Source organism: Burkholderia sp. Bp8992, assembly GCF_003853705.1.
Classification (GTDB): Bacteria; Pseudomonadota; Gammaproteobacteria; order Burkholderiales; family Burkholderiaceae; genus Burkholderia.
Map to the genome: position 1 here is coordinate 60,919 of NZ_QTQI01000001.1, position 14,229 is coordinate 75,147.

Annotated in this window: 13 protein-coding genes; 11 read left to right on the forward strand and 2 right to left on the reverse strand. The window is 66.9% G+C overall.

What is annotated here, in order from left to right:
* Positions 1-178: 178 nt before the first annotated feature.
* Positions 179-2,026, reverse strand: coding sequence for an ExeM/NucH family extracellular endonuclease (locus DIE03_RS00295; RefSeq protein ID WP_124446390.1), 1,848 nt, complete (start codon positions 2,024-2,026; stop codon positions 179-181).
* Positions 2,027-2,233: 207 nt separating this feature from the next.
* Between DIE03_RS00295 and DIE03_RS00300 the strand changes: the two genes are divergently transcribed.
* The 9 genes from DIE03_RS00300 to DIE03_RS00340 all read left to right on the forward strand — a co-directional run bounded on the left by DIE03_RS00300 (position 2,234) and on the right by DIE03_RS00340 (position 9,257).
* Positions 2,234-2,587, forward strand: a complete 354-nt coding sequence (locus tag DIE03_RS00300) for a YciI family protein (RefSeq protein WP_034185688.1) — start codon at positions 2,234-2,236, stop codon at positions 2,585-2,587.
* Between the two features lie 125 nt (positions 2,588-2,712).
* A complete protein-coding gene (locus DIE03_RS00305) occupies positions 2,713-3,132 on the forward strand; it encodes a YciI family protein (protein ID WP_124446392.1) in 420 nt (139 codons plus the stop codon).
* Between the two features lie 38 nt (positions 3,133-3,170).
* Entirely contained in the window at positions 3,171-3,587 is a 417-nt protein-coding gene (locus tag DIE03_RS00310; RefSeq protein WP_124446394.1) for a VOC family protein, read from the forward strand.
* On the forward strand, positions 3,584-4,852 hold the full coding sequence (locus DIE03_RS00315; RefSeq protein WP_124446396.1) for an RNA polymerase sigma factor: 1,269 nt from the start codon (positions 3,584-3,586) through the stop codon (positions 4,850-4,852). Before DIE03_RS00310 ends, DIE03_RS00315 begins: the two co-directional genes overlap by 4 nt.
* A 243-nt stretch (positions 4,853-5,095) precedes the next feature.
* Positions 5,096-5,518 (forward strand): rubrerythrin family protein, encoded by a 423-nt coding sequence (locus tag DIE03_RS00320; protein WP_006497294.1) that lies wholly within the window; start codon positions 5,096-5,098, stop codon positions 5,516-5,518.
* 123 nt (positions 5,519-5,641) lie between these two features.
* Positions 5,642-6,979 (forward strand): heterodisulfide reductase-related iron-sulfur binding cluster, encoded by a 1,338-nt coding sequence (locus DIE03_RS00325; protein WP_124446398.1) that lies wholly within the window; start codon positions 5,642-5,644, stop codon positions 6,977-6,979.
* Positions 6,980-7,009: 30 nt separating this feature from the next.
* On the forward strand, positions 7,010-7,591 hold the full coding sequence (locus DIE03_RS00330; protein ID WP_124446400.1) for a DUF3501 family protein: 582 nt from the start codon (positions 7,010-7,012) through the stop codon (positions 7,589-7,591).
* Between the two features lie 129 nt (positions 7,592-7,720).
* Complete coding sequence (locus DIE03_RS00335; RefSeq protein WP_124446402.1) at positions 7,721-7,930, forward strand: hypothetical protein; 210 nt, start codon at positions 7,721-7,723, stop codon at positions 7,928-7,930.
* Between the two features lie 385 nt (positions 7,931-8,315).
* A complete protein-coding gene (locus DIE03_RS00340) occupies positions 8,316-9,257 on the forward strand; it encodes a transposase (protein ID WP_124447251.1) in 942 nt (313 codons plus the stop codon).
* A 123-nt stretch (positions 9,258-9,380) separates the two neighbouring features.
* Here the strand turns inward: DIE03_RS00340 and DIE03_RS00345 are convergent, their stop codons facing one another.
* Positions 9,381-10,907 carry a mannose-1-phosphate guanylyltransferase/mannose-6-phosphate isomerase gene (locus tag DIE03_RS00345; protein ID WP_124446404.1) on the reverse strand — a complete coding sequence of 509 codons (1,527 nt, stop codon included), beginning with the start codon at positions 10,905-10,907 and terminating at the stop codon, positions 9,381-9,383.
* A gap of 428 nt (positions 10,908-11,335) precedes the next feature.
* Between DIE03_RS00345 and DIE03_RS00350 the strand changes: the two genes are divergently transcribed.
* Both DIE03_RS00350 and DIE03_RS00355 read left to right on the forward strand, forming a co-directional pair.
* Entirely contained in the window at positions 11,336-12,709 is a 1,374-nt protein-coding gene (locus DIE03_RS00350) for an undecaprenyl-phosphate glucose phosphotransferase (protein WP_124446406.1), read from the forward strand.
* 77 nt (positions 12,710-12,786) lie between these two features.
* Positions 12,787-14,199, forward strand: coding sequence for a UDP-glucose/GDP-mannose dehydrogenase family protein (locus DIE03_RS00355; RefSeq protein ID WP_124446408.1), 1,413 nt, complete (start codon positions 12,787-12,789; stop codon positions 14,197-14,199).
* Positions 14,200-14,229: the final 30 nt, after the last annotated feature.

The following is a 14,229-nucleotide window of genomic DNA, read 5'->3' on the forward strand; positions in this document are numbered from 1 at the left end:
TTGGCAGGATCGCCGGGAAGCCCCGCCGTGCGGGGCCGCGCGACAATTGAAAAAAATTCTCAATTGGGCGAAACGTGTGCAGCAGACAGCGATACGAAGTGAATGTCCGGTAAATATGGCGTCGCCCGGGGTGCCAGGTAAATAGTGCCATTGCAGGCGACAGGCTGATGCAAATGCACTAATCGACGGCGTACTGGCGAGCAGGGTTTGTGCCTGCGGCCGGCATCCGGGAGCGGTGCCCCAGTGCGAGGTCGACGACGACGGGATCGTGGTCCGACGAGCGATACGCATCGGGTGCGTAATAGGACGACCGGTGCGCGGCCGTTTTGTAATCGGGCACCGGTTGCAGTGCAATCGGTTCATCGGCGTTGATGTGCCAGACGTGCACGGCCTTGACGCGCGCGGCCAGTGCCGGCGTCGCGAGCGCGTGATCGAGGCTGCCGGCCTCGCCGCGAAATACGTAGCTGTACGCAGTGTCGCCGGCGAAGCGGGGCACCAGGTTCGCATAGCCGCGCGCCTCCAGCGCGCGAACGGGATCTTCCTTCGCATAGCTGTTCAGGTCGCCGATCAGCAGCACGCCGTCTGCCGCGGCACCCGTCGGCGACGTGGCGAGCCAGTCGGCGATGCGCACGGCCGCCCGCGTGCGCGCCGCATTCCAGCAGCCCTGGCCGTCCGACTGGTCGCGATCGGCGCCGCTCGCATGCGGGCAGTTCTTCGACTTCAGGTGATTGACTGCGACCGTGAACGCCCGTGTGCCGCCTGCGCGCCGGAATGTCTGCGCGAGCGGCGGCCGGTGCCGGCCGCCCAACGTGACGGTGGCGGCACGCCCGGCCGGCTCGACCGTGCGGCTGTCGTACAGCAGCGCAACCGCGATCGCATCGCGGCCGAGCCGCGCGGTACCGGGATCGACCGCGCGCCAGCCGTCGCCGAGTTGCGTGGCGAGACGCCGGACGGCGCTCGTGTCGCCGTAGCCGTTGTTCGCGATTTCCATCAGCCCGATCACGTCGGCGTTCAGCGCGCGCAACGCCGCGACGATCTTCGCTTCCTGCCGCGCGAACGCGGCAGGCGTTTTTGCGCCGCGATCGGCCGCGGCGCCGAATCCGCTGCCGCGGCCGTCGCCGTTGAAATAGTTGAATACGTTGAACGACACGACGCGCACGTCGGCATCCGGATGCCGGGCCGGTGCATCGCGACGCGGGTTCGCCGTGGCGTCGAACGCCGGCGCGGCGCCGGCGGCCGGTTGCAGCCGCCACGCACCGTAGCGCAGTTCGAGCACGCCTTCGACGCCGCGCACCGTGTAGCCCGCACGAAGCGTGTTGGCGGCGCTCAGTGCGGGCGACGGATAGCGGACGGCCGCGCGATCGCGGCGGTTCGAGCCGTCGTCGAGCACGATGCGGTTGCGCGCGTTGGCCGCCGCGAGCGCAGCGGCTTCGGCGGGCGGCGCGACCTGGGTCGGGATGCGCAGCCGGCCGTTGCTGAGCACGACGCTGCCGTAGCGGCCGAGTTCGTGCGTGCCGCTGACCGTCAGCGTTTGCGGCAGGCGCACCAGCATGCCTTCGTGGGCGGCCAGCACGGCCGGCGTGGCGACCGGCAGCGTGAGCGTGGCGGGCGTGACCGCCTGCCCGCGTGCACAGACCGCGACGCCGCCCGTCAGCGTGAACTGCGTGCGGCCGTATCGATCGTCGATCCGGCCGGTGAGATGCACGAGATCGCCTGCATTCGCACGCGCGTTCGGCGCGTACACGAACAGGCCTTCCGGGACGCCCGGCTTGTGCGTGCGCTGCGCATCGGCCTGCTGGACGAAGAAGCCGCCGAGGCCGTCGGGCCCGCCGAACGTCGCGGTGACGACGGCCTCGATCGACGTCGTGTGCCCGGCCACCGGCGACGGGCCGTCGCCGCGGCGGAGATCGGCGATCGCCGAGGTCGCGCCGCCGCAGCCCGCGCTGACCGGCAGCGCGGCGATGGCCGGACGGACGGAGAGGGCGAGCGACAGCGCAATGGCAGGCAGTGGCAGCAGGCGTGACATGGGACGGTCCACAGGAAGAAAATCCAACGGTTCGGCCCCACATCCTGAAGGCAAAATGTCAGGAAGCGGCCGAATTGGCCGTCAGGCCAGTGCCGGTCGGCCAACGATGCCGGCAGGCCGCATCGCGGCTGTTACGCTTTCGCATCGGGCGTCGCTTGCCGATCGTGCACCGAACATTGCCGCGCCCCGTTCCCACAGGAGATGCCCATGTCTTACATGCTGTTGATTGTCGAGCCGACCGAGCAGCGTGCCGAGCGCACGCTCGACGAAGGTCAGGCGCTGTACGCGCGGATGGTCGATTTCGCCGAGACGCTGAAGGCGCGCGGCGTGCTGCGCGGCGTCGAGTCGCTGGAGCGTTCCGAGCGCGGCACGCGCGTGCAGGTGCGCGACGGCGAGACGCGCCTGCTCGACGGCCCGTTCGCGGAGGCGAAGGAAATGGTCGGCGGCTTTTTCCTCGTCGACGTCGACACGCGCGAAGAGGCGATCGAGATCGCACGCCAGTGCCCGGCGGCGCAATGGTGCACGGTCGAGGTTCGCGCGGTCGGCCCGTGCTTCCTGTGACGGCTGCGACTCGGTATTTACCCTGATCTGTCGCGGCGCGTGTCGATCCGGCCGTCTTTCGTCCGTCGTCCGGATAAGGCCCCGATGGACGGGCGCCTCCTTCCATCGACGACAAGGAGTAAACGATGCGATTCATGATCATGATCCGGGCGAACGCCGTCAGCGAATCCGACGCGTTGCCGGACAACCGGCTGGTCGAAGCCATGACCGTCTATCACGAGGAACTGGCCAAGGCCGGCGTGCTGCTCGACGCGAACGGGCTGCGGCCGAGCGCGCGCGGCTGGCGCGTGCGCTACACGGGCGGCAAGGGCACCGTGATCGACGGCCCGTTCGCCGAAACGAAGGAGCTGATCGCCGGCTATACGCTGATCCAGGTGCGGTCGCGCGACGAGGCGCTCGAATGGACGCGCCGGTTTCCCGCGCCGTTCGGTGCCGAGATGGATTGCGAGATCGAGGTGCGGCCGCTGTTCGAGCTCGACGATCTCACGCCGAGCGACGCGGTCGAGCGGTTCCGCGATCTCCACGTCGGCCGCGCCGGCGCCTGAACGTCCACCTGAATCCAACTTCACCGGGAGCACCCGTCATGCACAAGATGGTCTTCATCAACCTGCCCGTCGCCGACCTGCCGCGCTCGAAGGCGTTCTACCAGGCGCTCGGCTTCGAAGTCGTGCCCGAATACACCAACGACATGGCCGCCTGCATCAAGATCAGCGACGCGATCTTCGCGATGCTGCTCGTGCGGCCGTTTTTCCAGACCTTTACCGACAAGACGATCATCGATCCGGCCACGCAGGTGCAGGTGCTGTCGTGCCTGTCGTGCGAAAGCCGCGCCGAGGTCGACGCGATCGTCGCGAAGGCGCTCGCGGCCGGCGGCTCCGCGCCGCAGGCGCCGCGCGAGTACCCGAACATGTACGGCCACGGGTTCGACGATCCGGACGGCCACGCATGGGAGCTGATGGCCATGCCGCTGGAGGCGCCGGCCGCGGGGCAGGCGTCGTGACGCTCGAGGCGACGCATCGTGCGATCGAAGCGGTCTGGCGAATCGAGGCGCCGAAGATCATCGCGCGCGCCGCGCGCGTGGTGCGCGACGTCGGCGTCGCCGAGGAGCTGGCGCAGGACACGCTCGTCGCGGCGCTCGAGCACTGGCCCGTCGACGGCGTGCCCGACAACCCGGCCGCCTGGCTGATGACGGCCGTGAAGCGTCGCGCGCTCGACCGCGTCCGGCAGGAGTCGCTGCATGCGGCGAAGCGCGACCAGCTCGGGCACGAGATGGACGCGCTCGAGGCGCACGTCGTTCCCGACATCGCGGAGGCGCTCGCCGACGCGAGCGACGACGACATCGGCGACGACCTGCTGCGGCTGATCTTCACGTCGTGCCACCCGGTGCTGTCGACCGATGCGCGTGTCGCGCTGACGCTGCGGCTGCTCGGCGGGCTGACGACGGGCGAGATCGCACGCGCGTTCCTGACGCCCGAGCCGACGATCGCGCAGCGGATCGTGCGCGCGAAGCGCACGCTCTCGGCCGCGCACGTGCCGTTCGAGGTGCCGGCCGCCGATGCGCGGCCCGCCCGGCTCGCGTCGGTGCTCGAAGTGATCTACCTCGTGTTCAACGAAGGCCATGCGGCGACCGCCGGCGACGACTGGACGCGTCCGGCGCTGTGCGACGAAGCGCTGCGGCTCGGCCGCGTGCTGGCCGGGCTCGCGCCGGACGAAAGCGAAGTGTTCGGGCTCGTCGCGCTGATGGAACTGCAGGCGTCGCGCATGCATGCGCGCACCGATGCACAGGGCCGGCCCGTGCTGCTGCTCGACCAGGACCGCAGCCGCTGGGATCCGCTGCTGATCCGGCGCGGCCTCGCGGCGCTGGAGCGGGCGACGAAGCTCGGCGGCGTGCGCGGGCCGTATGCGCTGCAGGCCGCGCTGGCCGCCTGCCATGCGCGTGCGCGGCACGCGTCGGATACCGACTGGGCGCAGATCGTCGCGCTGTACGACGCGCTCGCCGAGGTCGCGCCGTCGCCAGTCGTCGAGCTGAATCGCGCGGTGGCGGTGGGGATGGCGTTCGGGCCGGCCGCGGCGCTCGAGCTCGTCGACGCGCTGCGCGACGATCCTGCGCTGGCACGCTATCACTGGCTGCCGAGCGTGCGCGGCGACCTGCTGGCGAAGCTCGGCCGCGCCGACGAGGCCAAGCTCGAGTTCCGCCGCGCGGCGGAACTGACGCGCAACGAACGCGAACGCGAATTGCTGCTCAAGCGTGCGACGGATGCATGACGCATGACCCATGACGCACGAGAGTGCGTCCAGCTTGCCGTCCCGACACCACCCGCGTCTCGCCTGGCACTGCCTGACACCGCCCGACGCTATCGCGCGCATTGAAAAAGCCTATTGGGGGATGCGAACGCGAGCGCCTAGATTGAAGAGCACGATGCGTGCGCCGCGGCGCACGCATCGTTCCCCACATACATCATCGGCCCGGCTTCGCACGCGGCCGCGCCGACTCGAACGGAGGCGCAAATGGCTCAACTCAAGGGCAGCAAGACCGAAGAGAACCTGAAGGCCGCATTCGCAGGCGAATCGCAGGCGAACCGGCGCTATCTGTATTTCGCTTCGAAGGCCGACGTCGAAGGGCAGAACGACGTCGCCGCGCTGTTCCGCTCGACCGCCGAAGGCGAAACCGGCCATGCGCACGGCCATCTCGAATACCTGGAAGCCGTCGGCGATCCGGCCACGGGCTTGCCGTTCGGTTCGTCGCGGCTGAATCTCGAATCGGCGATCGCCGGCGAGACGCACGAATACACCGACATGTATCCGGGCATGGCGAAGACGGCCCGCGACGAAGGCTTCGACGAAATCGCGAACTGGTTTGAAACGCTCGCGAAGGCCGAACGCAGCCACGCAAACCGCTATACGAAGGCGCTGGACAGTCTCGTCGACTGACGGGCCGCCGCGGGCCGCACGGCATCGCCGTGCGACCGGCATGCGGCCGGCTGTTCGTTCACCGCTGCCCGCAGTGCGCGGGCGGCGCGCTCGCGCGCATGCGCGCCACGCTGGAGCGCCCCCATGCCCCACAAGGAAGGCAGTCTCGAAGCCCCGACCCGGCATCCGCTCGACTGGCAGTCCGATGCGTTCTACGACCAGGCCGCGATCGATGCGGAAATGACGCGCGTGTTCGACATCTGCGCGGGCTGCCGGCGCTGCGTGTCGCTGTGCGGCGCGTTCCCGGCGCTGTTCGACCTGGTCGACGACACGCCGATGGGCGACATCGAGGAAGTGCCGAAGGAAGCGTTCGGCAAGGTCGTCGACCAGTGCTATCTGTGCGACCTCTGCTATATGACGAAATGCCCGTACGTGCCGCCGCACGCATGGAACGTCGACTTCCCGCACCTGATGCTGCGCGGCAAGGCCGCACGCTACCGGCGCGGCGAAGTGGCGTTGCGCGACAAGGTGCTGTCGAACACCGATGCGCTCGGTCATTTCGCGGGTATTCCGATCGTCACGCAGGCGGTCAACGCGGTGAATCGCACGCCGCCCGCCCGCCACGCGCTCGAAGCGGCACTCGGCGTCGATCGCAACGCATGGCTGCCGGCGTTCGCGCCGCGCAAGTTCCGGCGCGGCGCGAAGCGCTCGGACAACCCGCCCGTGCGCGACGGCGAACGCACGCCCGGCAAGGTCGCGATCTACGCGACGTGCTACGTGAATTTCAACGAACCCGGCATCGGCCACGACCTGCTCGCGATCCTCGCGCACAACGACATCCCGTACGAACTCGTCACGCACGAAGCCTGTTGCGGGATGCCGCTGCTCGAACAGGGCAATCTCGACGGCGTCGCCGCGAAGAAGGCCGTGAACATGCCGGTGCTCGAACGCTATGCGCGCGAAGGCTATGCGCTGATCGGCGCGATTCCGAGCTGCGTGCTGATGTACAAGAGCGAGCTGCCGCTGATGTTCCCCGGCGACGAGGCGGTGCGCGCGGTGGCCGACGCATTCTGGGATCCGTTCGAATACGTGATCGCGCGGCATCGCGACGGGCTGCTGAAGACCGATTTCAAGACCGGCCTCGGTACCGTGTCGTATCACGTGCCGTGCCATGCGCGCGTGCAGAACATCGGCCGCAAGACGGCCGACGCGTTGTCGCTCGTGCCCGATACGCGCGTGAACGTCGTCGAGCGTTGCTCGGGCCATGCGGGCACGTTCGGCGTGAAGAAGGAATTCCATGCGGACGCGATGCGGATCGGCGCGCCCGTGTTCAAGGCGATGGCCGAGGCGCAACCGGATGTCGTGTCGTCCGACTGCGCGCTGGCCGGCCATCACATCGTGCAGGGCATCGACGAGAAGGGGCTGCCGTCCGCGCCGCTCGCGCATCCGCTCACGCTGCTGCGCCGCGCGTACGGGATCTGATTCGAGGCCCGCCATCCACGAGGACTGCTCATGACGCTGACCCGCGACTCCCTGCTGACGCTCGAGGCGTACGCCAAGATCCGCCGGGCCGAACACGCACGGCTCGTCGCGTACAAGCGCCGCCGCGCGGTGGCGCTCGGCAATCACCTGCGCTTCCTGTTCGAGGACGAGACGACGATCCGCTATCAGATCCAGGAGATGCTGCACATCGAGAAGATTTTCGACGAGGCAGGCATCGAGGGCGAACTGGAAGCGTATCTGCCGTTGATACCCGACGGCACCAACCTGAAGGCGACGATGCAGATCGAATACGAGCACGAGGCCGAGCGGCGTGCGGCGCTCGCACGGCTGATCGGTGTCGAGGATCGCGTGTACGTGCAGGTCGACGGGCATGCGAGCGTCTATGCGATCGCCGACGAGGATCTCGAGCGCGACACCGCCGAGAAAACGTCGGCCGTGCACTTCGTGCGCTTCGAACTCGACGCGCCGATGCGCGCGGCGCTCAAGGGCGGGGCGGCGCTGTCGATCGGCTGCGATCACCCGGCCTACGCGATGCCGCCGCAGCTTGTGGACGCGGACGTGGCCGCATCGCTGGCCGGCGATCTGCGCTGACGCGACCGCCGTGGGTCCCGGGCGCCGGTTTCAGCCTTCCCGTTCCGACCCGAAACAGGATTTCCGCTCGCCGGGCGGCATGGCCGCGCGCGTGTCGCCGCGAAAATGTAACAGGCGTCACGAGGTTGCATGCGGGGACATACCGTGCATCGCGCGTCACCGCGCTTTCATCACTCGCAGAGAAACAATAAAAAGATTGTGCACGGAGATAATCAAAGCGAACGGGAATTGAATGATTTACCGATTCGTGAATATCTTGTTACGATTTTTTCCCTGATTTACCGATTTTCGGCAGCAATTCTTGCGATTGTTGCCGACAAGGGCCGGATCAGCCTGTAACAGCTTATTTCAGGCCATTCTTCATACCCCGCGGAGCCCCGCCAGACGGGCCTTTGCAGCGGCGGGCATAAAGATCTCGCAAAAAAATTCAAGCGTAAATAGATTGCGCATCAATGGCTGGATGTTTCAGTGCGTAACATTAAGTCATTGTCATATTGAGATAAACCCTGAGGATGGTATGCTTCGTGCACAAAAATTCCCACATTGGAGTGAGACCGTGACTTGTGCGCCATTGCCGGGAATTGCGGCACCGTGAAAGTGCGGTGTCGCCCGGTATGCACAACACCGGATAACCATAATGTGCAACCTGGCCGCCGGGCGACGCGATTGTGTCGCGAAGGCGCCGCCAATCGCAGCCCGGCCTGGCTGCGTGGAGAGATCTACTATGTTCTTCGATGAGCTTAACGATGAAGAGTGGGTTCGTCTTTCAACGCTGATCGCCGATGAACCCATCCGGCTGAACCGTCGTGGGCGTCCACGCGCCGAACCGCGCGTCGTCGCGAATGCGGTGCTGTGGATCCTGACGACCGGTGAAGCCTGGTCCAAGCTGCCCGGCCGCTATCCGTCCGGGCCGACGTGCCGTCGCCGCTATGAAGAGTGGCTGGCGAACGGCACGCTGCTGAAGATGATCGACGTACTGACCCAGTTCAGCGGGCGCACGTTCGCGTATATTCCGCCGCCGCCGGAGGCGGCAGTGCCTGCGCGTCGCGCGGAGCCCGTGCCCGACAACGATCGCTTGCGCGGCGTGTTCTGGCAAAACCCCGAGTCGTGGCAATTGCCGGTTGCGCAGGCAAACGTTTGGGAGGGCGAAGGTGCGTCGATCAGCGCGATGCAGGTCGATGCGGTGATCGACCGGTCCGACGCATCGTTCGTGGTGCCCGGGGCGCCGGCGGCCGAGTTGCGCCATGCACGCGCATCGGCGACGAGCTTCGCCGCGGCCGAACCGCAAGTCGACGAGTATCGCGGCTATACGATCAGCGGCATCGCGCAGCCCGTGCAGAACCTGATGTATCGCGCGTGGGCCGAGATCTCGCAGGGCGACCGGCGCGTGGAGCGCTCGGGCCTCATCGGCCCGCGCTTCACCGATGCCGAGGAAGCCGAGCAGTTCGCGCTCGACTGGGCGCGCCAGTGGATCGATCGCCATGGCGCGAGCGACGAGCCGGCGCGCGAGCCGCAAAGCGAGGTGCTGGTCGGCTTGTCCGCGCTGGCGCGTGCGGAATCGGACATCAAGCGCTTCATCGCCGAGCGTCACGCGGGCGCGATGTCCGAAAGCCGCAACGATCCCGTGCAGTCGGAACGTCGCGAGTACGCGTACCGCGTCGGTTGATCGCGATGTCGATGCAATGCGCGGGCCGCCGTGTGCCACGACGTCCGCGCAGTTGCCCAGTCTCTCCATGGCCGCGTTGCCGGGAGCGCTGCCACGACGGCAGCGCTCCCGGCGTTTGATGCATCACTGGCGGCCGTAGGTATCGTCGAAGCGGACGATGTCGTCCTCGCCGAGATATGCGCCCGATTGCACTTCGATCAGTTCGAGCGGCATCTTGCCCGGGTTCTCCAGGCGGTGCGAGACGCCGAGCGGGATGTACGTCGATTCGTTTTCGGACAGCAGGAACGTTTCGTCGCCGCGCGTGATGCGCGCGGTGCCGCGCACGACGATCCAGTGCTCGGCGCGGTGGTGGTGCATCTGCAGCGACAGTTGCGCGCCCGGCTTCACGACGATGCGTTTCACCTGGAAGCGCTCGCCCATGTCGACCGAGTCGTAGTGGCCCCACGGGCGGTGCACCTTGCGGTGATCGGTGGCTTCCGCGCCGCGTTGCGCCTTGATGCGTCCGACGATCTTCTTCACGTCCTGCACGCGCGATTTGTCCGCGACGAGCACGGCGTCGGGCGTTTCGACGACGACGAGGTTCTGCGTGCCGACGCAGGCGACGAGCCGGCTTTCCGAATGCGCGAAAGTCGATTCGGCGCCTTCGAACAGCACGTGGCCGCGGCCGACGTTCTCCGCATCGTCCTTCGGCGAGATCTGCCAGATCGCGTCCCACGAACCGACGTCCGACCAGCCGGCGTCGAGCGGCACGACGACGCTCTCGCACAGTTGCGGCAGGCTCGCGAGCGGCTCCATCACCGCATAGTCGATCGAGTTCGACGGCGAAGCGGCGAATGCGTCGCGATCGACGCGGAAGAAATCGCCGTCGTCCCTCCCTTGTGCGACCGCCTGTTCGCACGCGGCGTAGATCGCCGGTTCGAGCTGGCGGATCGCCTTCAGCCAGACCGAGGCGCGCACGATGAAGATCCCGCTGTTCCACCAGTATTCGCCCGACGCGACGTACTGCTGGGCGAGTTCGAGGTGCGGCTTCTCGACGAAACGGTCGAGGCGGCGCACGTCGAGGCTGCCCGTCGCGGCGTCACCGAGCGGCGCGCCGACGCGGATGTAGCCGTAGCCGGTTTCCGCGTGCTTCGGCACGATGCCCATCGTCGCGATCTTGCCTTGCGCGGCGCAGTGCACGCCGGCCGCGACGGCTGCGTGAAAGCGCGGCAGGTCGGCGACCGCATGGTCGGCCGGCATCACGGTCATCACCGCATCGTTGCCGTCGGCGACGAGCCGCAGCGCGGCGAGCGTCAGCGCGGGCGCGGTATCGCGGCCGAGCGGCTCGAGCATGATGGTCGCGTTCTTGGCGGTCAGGCGCAGCTGTTCGGCGGTCGTGAAGCGGTGATCCTCGCCGCACACGATCAGCACGTCGTCGTTCAGCGGATGGACGGCCTCGAGGCCGTCGAGGCGCAGTGCGGTCGACTGCAGCAGCGAATGATCGCCGAGCAGGCCAATGAGCTGTTTCGGAAAACGTTCGCGCGACATCGGCCACAGACGCGTGCCGGAGCCGCCGGCAAGAATCACCGGTTGCACCGCGAGGCGCGTGCCGGTGGCGGGGGCGGCGGAAGAAGCATGGCGCGTTTCGGCTGCCACGGCCGGAGCATTCATGATGGCACTCTCCACGGTTGAAGTCAGTGCCTGTCGTTGTAGCATGAAGTAAATCGACAATAAAACCGGGCCCATTGCCTGATATTCATCGGGCATTCACCAGGAAAAATTTTCCGCGCTAGCATCGGTTGCAAATAAAAAAATAAAAAATAATTCCGCGCATTGTTGTCAATGGCTTGCCTGCAAAGGGCTGGCGGCGACCGTAAAGTTTCCGAAAACTTCTCGATTTCCGACCGATTCGGGAAAACGTGCCGAATTAATTCAGAAAGATCGCGGCAAGTATTTCCGATTATTTTTCGAAATACTTGTGCGCTTGAGGGGGAATTTTCTTGTCGCTTCAATAGCGTCATGCAACGTTTGAATCGAGTGTGCGGCACGGGTCGCACGAGGAGCTGTTCGGCAAACGCCTGTTCAAAGAGGAAGCAGACATGTTGAGCGTGCTGGCGAGAGTCATCGATATCGCGATGGTCGTAGCGGGGGCGCTGATCGCCGCCGCGCTGCACGGCGGCAGCATCTGGCTCAACGACCTGCAGCGCACGATGATGCTGTTCGATTGCCTGCTCGTCGTCGTGTGCTTTCCCGCATTCGGCATCTACCAGTCCTGGCGCGGCAAGCGTCTCGTCGGGCTGGTGGGGCGGGTCGTGTTCGCGTGGCTCCTGGTCGAGCTCGCGGGCATCCTGCTGAGCTTCAGCTTTCACCAGTCGGGTGACCTGTCGCGGCTGTGGCTGGGTTACTGGGCGCTCGTGACGATGGCGCTGCTCGCCGGCTCGAAGGCCTGCGTGCACGTCGTGCTGCGGCAACTGCGCCGCGGCGGCTACAACCTGAAGGCGGTCGCGATCGTCGGCGGTACGCCGGCGGCGCGGCGGCTGATCGCGCAGATGCGGGCGCGGCCGGAAGCCGGTTTCAACCCGGTGTGCGTGTACGACGAAAGCGAAGTGCCGGGCGAAGTGGCGCTCGACGACGTGCGCATCGAGCGGCAGTTCGAATCGCTGGTGTGGCTGGTGCGCAGCCGCGCGATCAGCGAGCTGTGGCTCACGCTGCCGATCACCGAGGAGCGCCGGATCCACCACATCGTGACGGTGTTCCGCCACGACTTCGTGAACATCCGCTTCATCCCGGACGTGCGCACGCTGTCGTTCTTCAACCAGGAAGTGGTCGAGGTGCTCGGCGTGCCGGCGATCAACCTCGCGGCGTCGCCGATCACCGACGTGCGGATCCTGCCGAAGTTCGTGTTCGACCGGCTGTTCGCGCTGGCGGCGCTCACGGCGCTTGCGCCGGTGATGGTGCTGATCGCGGGCCTGATCAAGCTGACGTCGCGCGGGCCGGTGTTCTTTCGCCAGAAGCGCAAGGGCATCGACGGGCACGAGTTCGAGATCTACAAGTTTCGCTCGATGAAGGTGCACCAGGAAGTGGCCGGGCAGGTCACGCAGGCGACCAAGAACGACTCGCGCGTGACGCCGGTCGGCCGGTTCCTGCGCCGCACGAGCCTCGATGAACTGCCGCAGTTCATCAACGTGCTGAAGGGCGAGATGTCGGTCGTCGGCCCGCGTCCGCATGCGCTCGCGCACGACGACATCTACAAGGATCTGGTCAAGGGCTACATGTTCCGCTACCGGATCAAGCCGGGCATCACCGGATGGGCGCAGATCAACGGCTATCGCGGCGAGACCGACCAGATCGAGAAGATGATGGGACGCGTGAAGCTCGATCTGTACTACATGCAGAACTGGTCGTTCTGGCTCGACATCAAGATCGTCGTGCTGACGCTCTGGAAAGGCTTCACCGGCAGCAACGCGTACTGATACCGACGTCCGGCACCGCCACGCAGGCATTCCGGTCTTACGAATTTCGAATCATTGGTCACGAGGTCCGACACATCATGAATCTGACTATCATCGGCAGCGGTTACGTAGGTCTTGTCACCGGCGCATGTCTCGCCGACATCGGGCACGACGTGTTCTGTCTCGATGTCGACCAGGCAAAGATCGACGTCCTGAACAACGGCGGCGTGCCGATCCACGAGCCGGGCCTGAAGGAAGTCATCGCGCGCAACCGTGCGGCCGGCCGCCTGCGCTTCTCGACCGACGTCGAGGCCGCGGTCGCGCACGGCGACGTGCAGTTCATCGCGGTCGGCACGCCGCCCGACGAGGACGGCTCGGCCGACCTGCAGTACGTGCTCGCGGCCGCGCGCAACATCGGCCGCTACATGACGGGCTTCAAGGTGATCGTCGATAAGTCGACGGTGCCGGTCGGCACGGCCGAGCGCGTGCGCGCAGCGGTCGCCGAGGAGCTCGCGAAGCGCGGCGGCGACCAGATGTTCTCGGTCGTGTCGAATCCGGAATTCCTGAAGGAAGGCGCGGCCGTCGACGATTTCACGCGTCCCGACCGCATCGTGATCGGTTGCGACGACGACGTGCCTGGCGAACGCGCCCGCGAGCTGATGAAGAAGCTGTACGCGCCGTTCAACCGCAACCACGAACGCACGCTGTACATGGACGTGCGCTCGGCCGAGTTCACGAAGTACGCGGCCAACGCGATGCTCGCGACGCGCATCTCGTTCATGAACGAGCTGGCGAACCTCGCCGACCGCTTCGGTGCCGACATCGAGGCCGTGCGCCGCGGGATCGGCTCCGATCCGCGCATCGGCTACCACTTCCTGTATGCCGGCTGCGGCTACGGCGGCTCGTGCTTCCCGAAGGACGTCGAGGCGCTGATCCGCACGGCCGACGAGCACGGGCAGGCGCTGCAGATCCTGAAGGCCGTGTCGTCGGTCAACGCGACGCAAAAGCGCGTGCTCGCCGACAAGATCGTCGCGCGTTTCGGCGAGGACCTGACGGGCCGCACGTTCGCGATCTGGGGCCTGGCGTTCAAGCCGAACACCGACGACATGCGTGAAGCGCCGAGCCGCGAGCTGATCGCCGAGCTGCTGTCGCGCGGCGCGCGCATCGCGGCGTACGACCCGGTCGCGCAGCAGGAAGCGCGCCGCGTGATCGCGCTCGACCTGGCCGATCACCCGAGCTGGCTCGAACGCCTCTCCTTCGTCGACGACGAGGCGCAGGCCGCGCGCGACGCCGACGCGCTCGTGATCGTCACCGAATGGAAGATCTTCAAGAGCCCCGACTTCGTCGCGCTCGGCCGCCTGTGGAAGTCGCCGGTGATCTTCGACGGCCGCAACCTGTACGAGCCGGAGACGATGAGCGAGCAGGGCATCGAATACCACCCGATCGGCCGGCCGGGCTCGCGCCAGGCCGTCGCCGCCCGCGTGCCGGGCGCCGTGCGCGCCAGCGCGTAACCCGTTTCCCGTCACTCGCCACGAGACGCC

Excerpts from the sequence above, each read along its gene's own strand:
- DIE03_RS00295 (WP_124446390.1), bottom strand. The coding sequence starts at position 2,026 with ATGTCACGCCTGCTGCCACTGCCTGCCATTGCGCTGTCGCTCGCCCTC.
- DIE03_RS00300 (WP_034185688.1), top strand. The coding sequence starts at position 2,234 with ATGTCTTACATGCTGTTGATTGTCGAGCCGACCGAGCAGCGTGCCGAG.
- DIE03_RS00305 (WP_124446392.1), top strand. The coding sequence starts at position 2,713 with ATGCGATTCATGATCATGATCCGGGCGAACGCCGTCAGCGAATCCGAC.
- DIE03_RS00310 (WP_124446394.1), top strand. The coding sequence starts at position 3,171 with ATGCACAAGATGGTCTTCATCAACCTGCCCGTCGCCGACCTGCCGCGC.
- DIE03_RS00320 (WP_006497294.1), top strand. The coding sequence starts at position 5,096 with ATGGCTCAACTCAAGGGCAGCAAGACCGAAGAGAACCTGAAGGCCGCA.
- DIE03_RS00325 (WP_124446398.1), top strand. The coding sequence starts at position 5,642 with ATGCCCCACAAGGAAGGCAGTCTCGAAGCCCCGACCCGGCATCCGCTC.
- DIE03_RS00330 (WP_124446400.1), top strand. The coding sequence starts at position 7,010 with ATGACGCTGACCCGCGACTCCCTGCTGACGCTCGAGGCGTACGCCAAG.
- DIE03_RS00335 (WP_124446402.1), top strand. The coding sequence starts at position 7,721 with ATGCGGGGACATACCGTGCATCGCGCGTCACCGCGCTTTCATCACTCG.
- DIE03_RS00340 (WP_124447251.1), top strand. The coding sequence starts at position 8,316 with ATGTTCTTCGATGAGCTTAACGATGAAGAGTGGGTTCGTCTTTCAACG.
- DIE03_RS00345 (WP_124446404.1), bottom strand. The coding sequence starts at position 10,907 with ATGAATGCTCCGGCCGTGGCAGCCGAAACGCGCCATGCTTCTTCCGCC.
- DIE03_RS00350 (WP_124446406.1), top strand. The coding sequence starts at position 11,336 with ATGTTGAGCGTGCTGGCGAGAGTCATCGATATCGCGATGGTCGTAGCG.
- DIE03_RS00355 (WP_124446408.1), top strand. The coding sequence starts at position 12,787 with ATGAATCTGACTATCATCGGCAGCGGTTACGTAGGTCTTGTCACCGGC.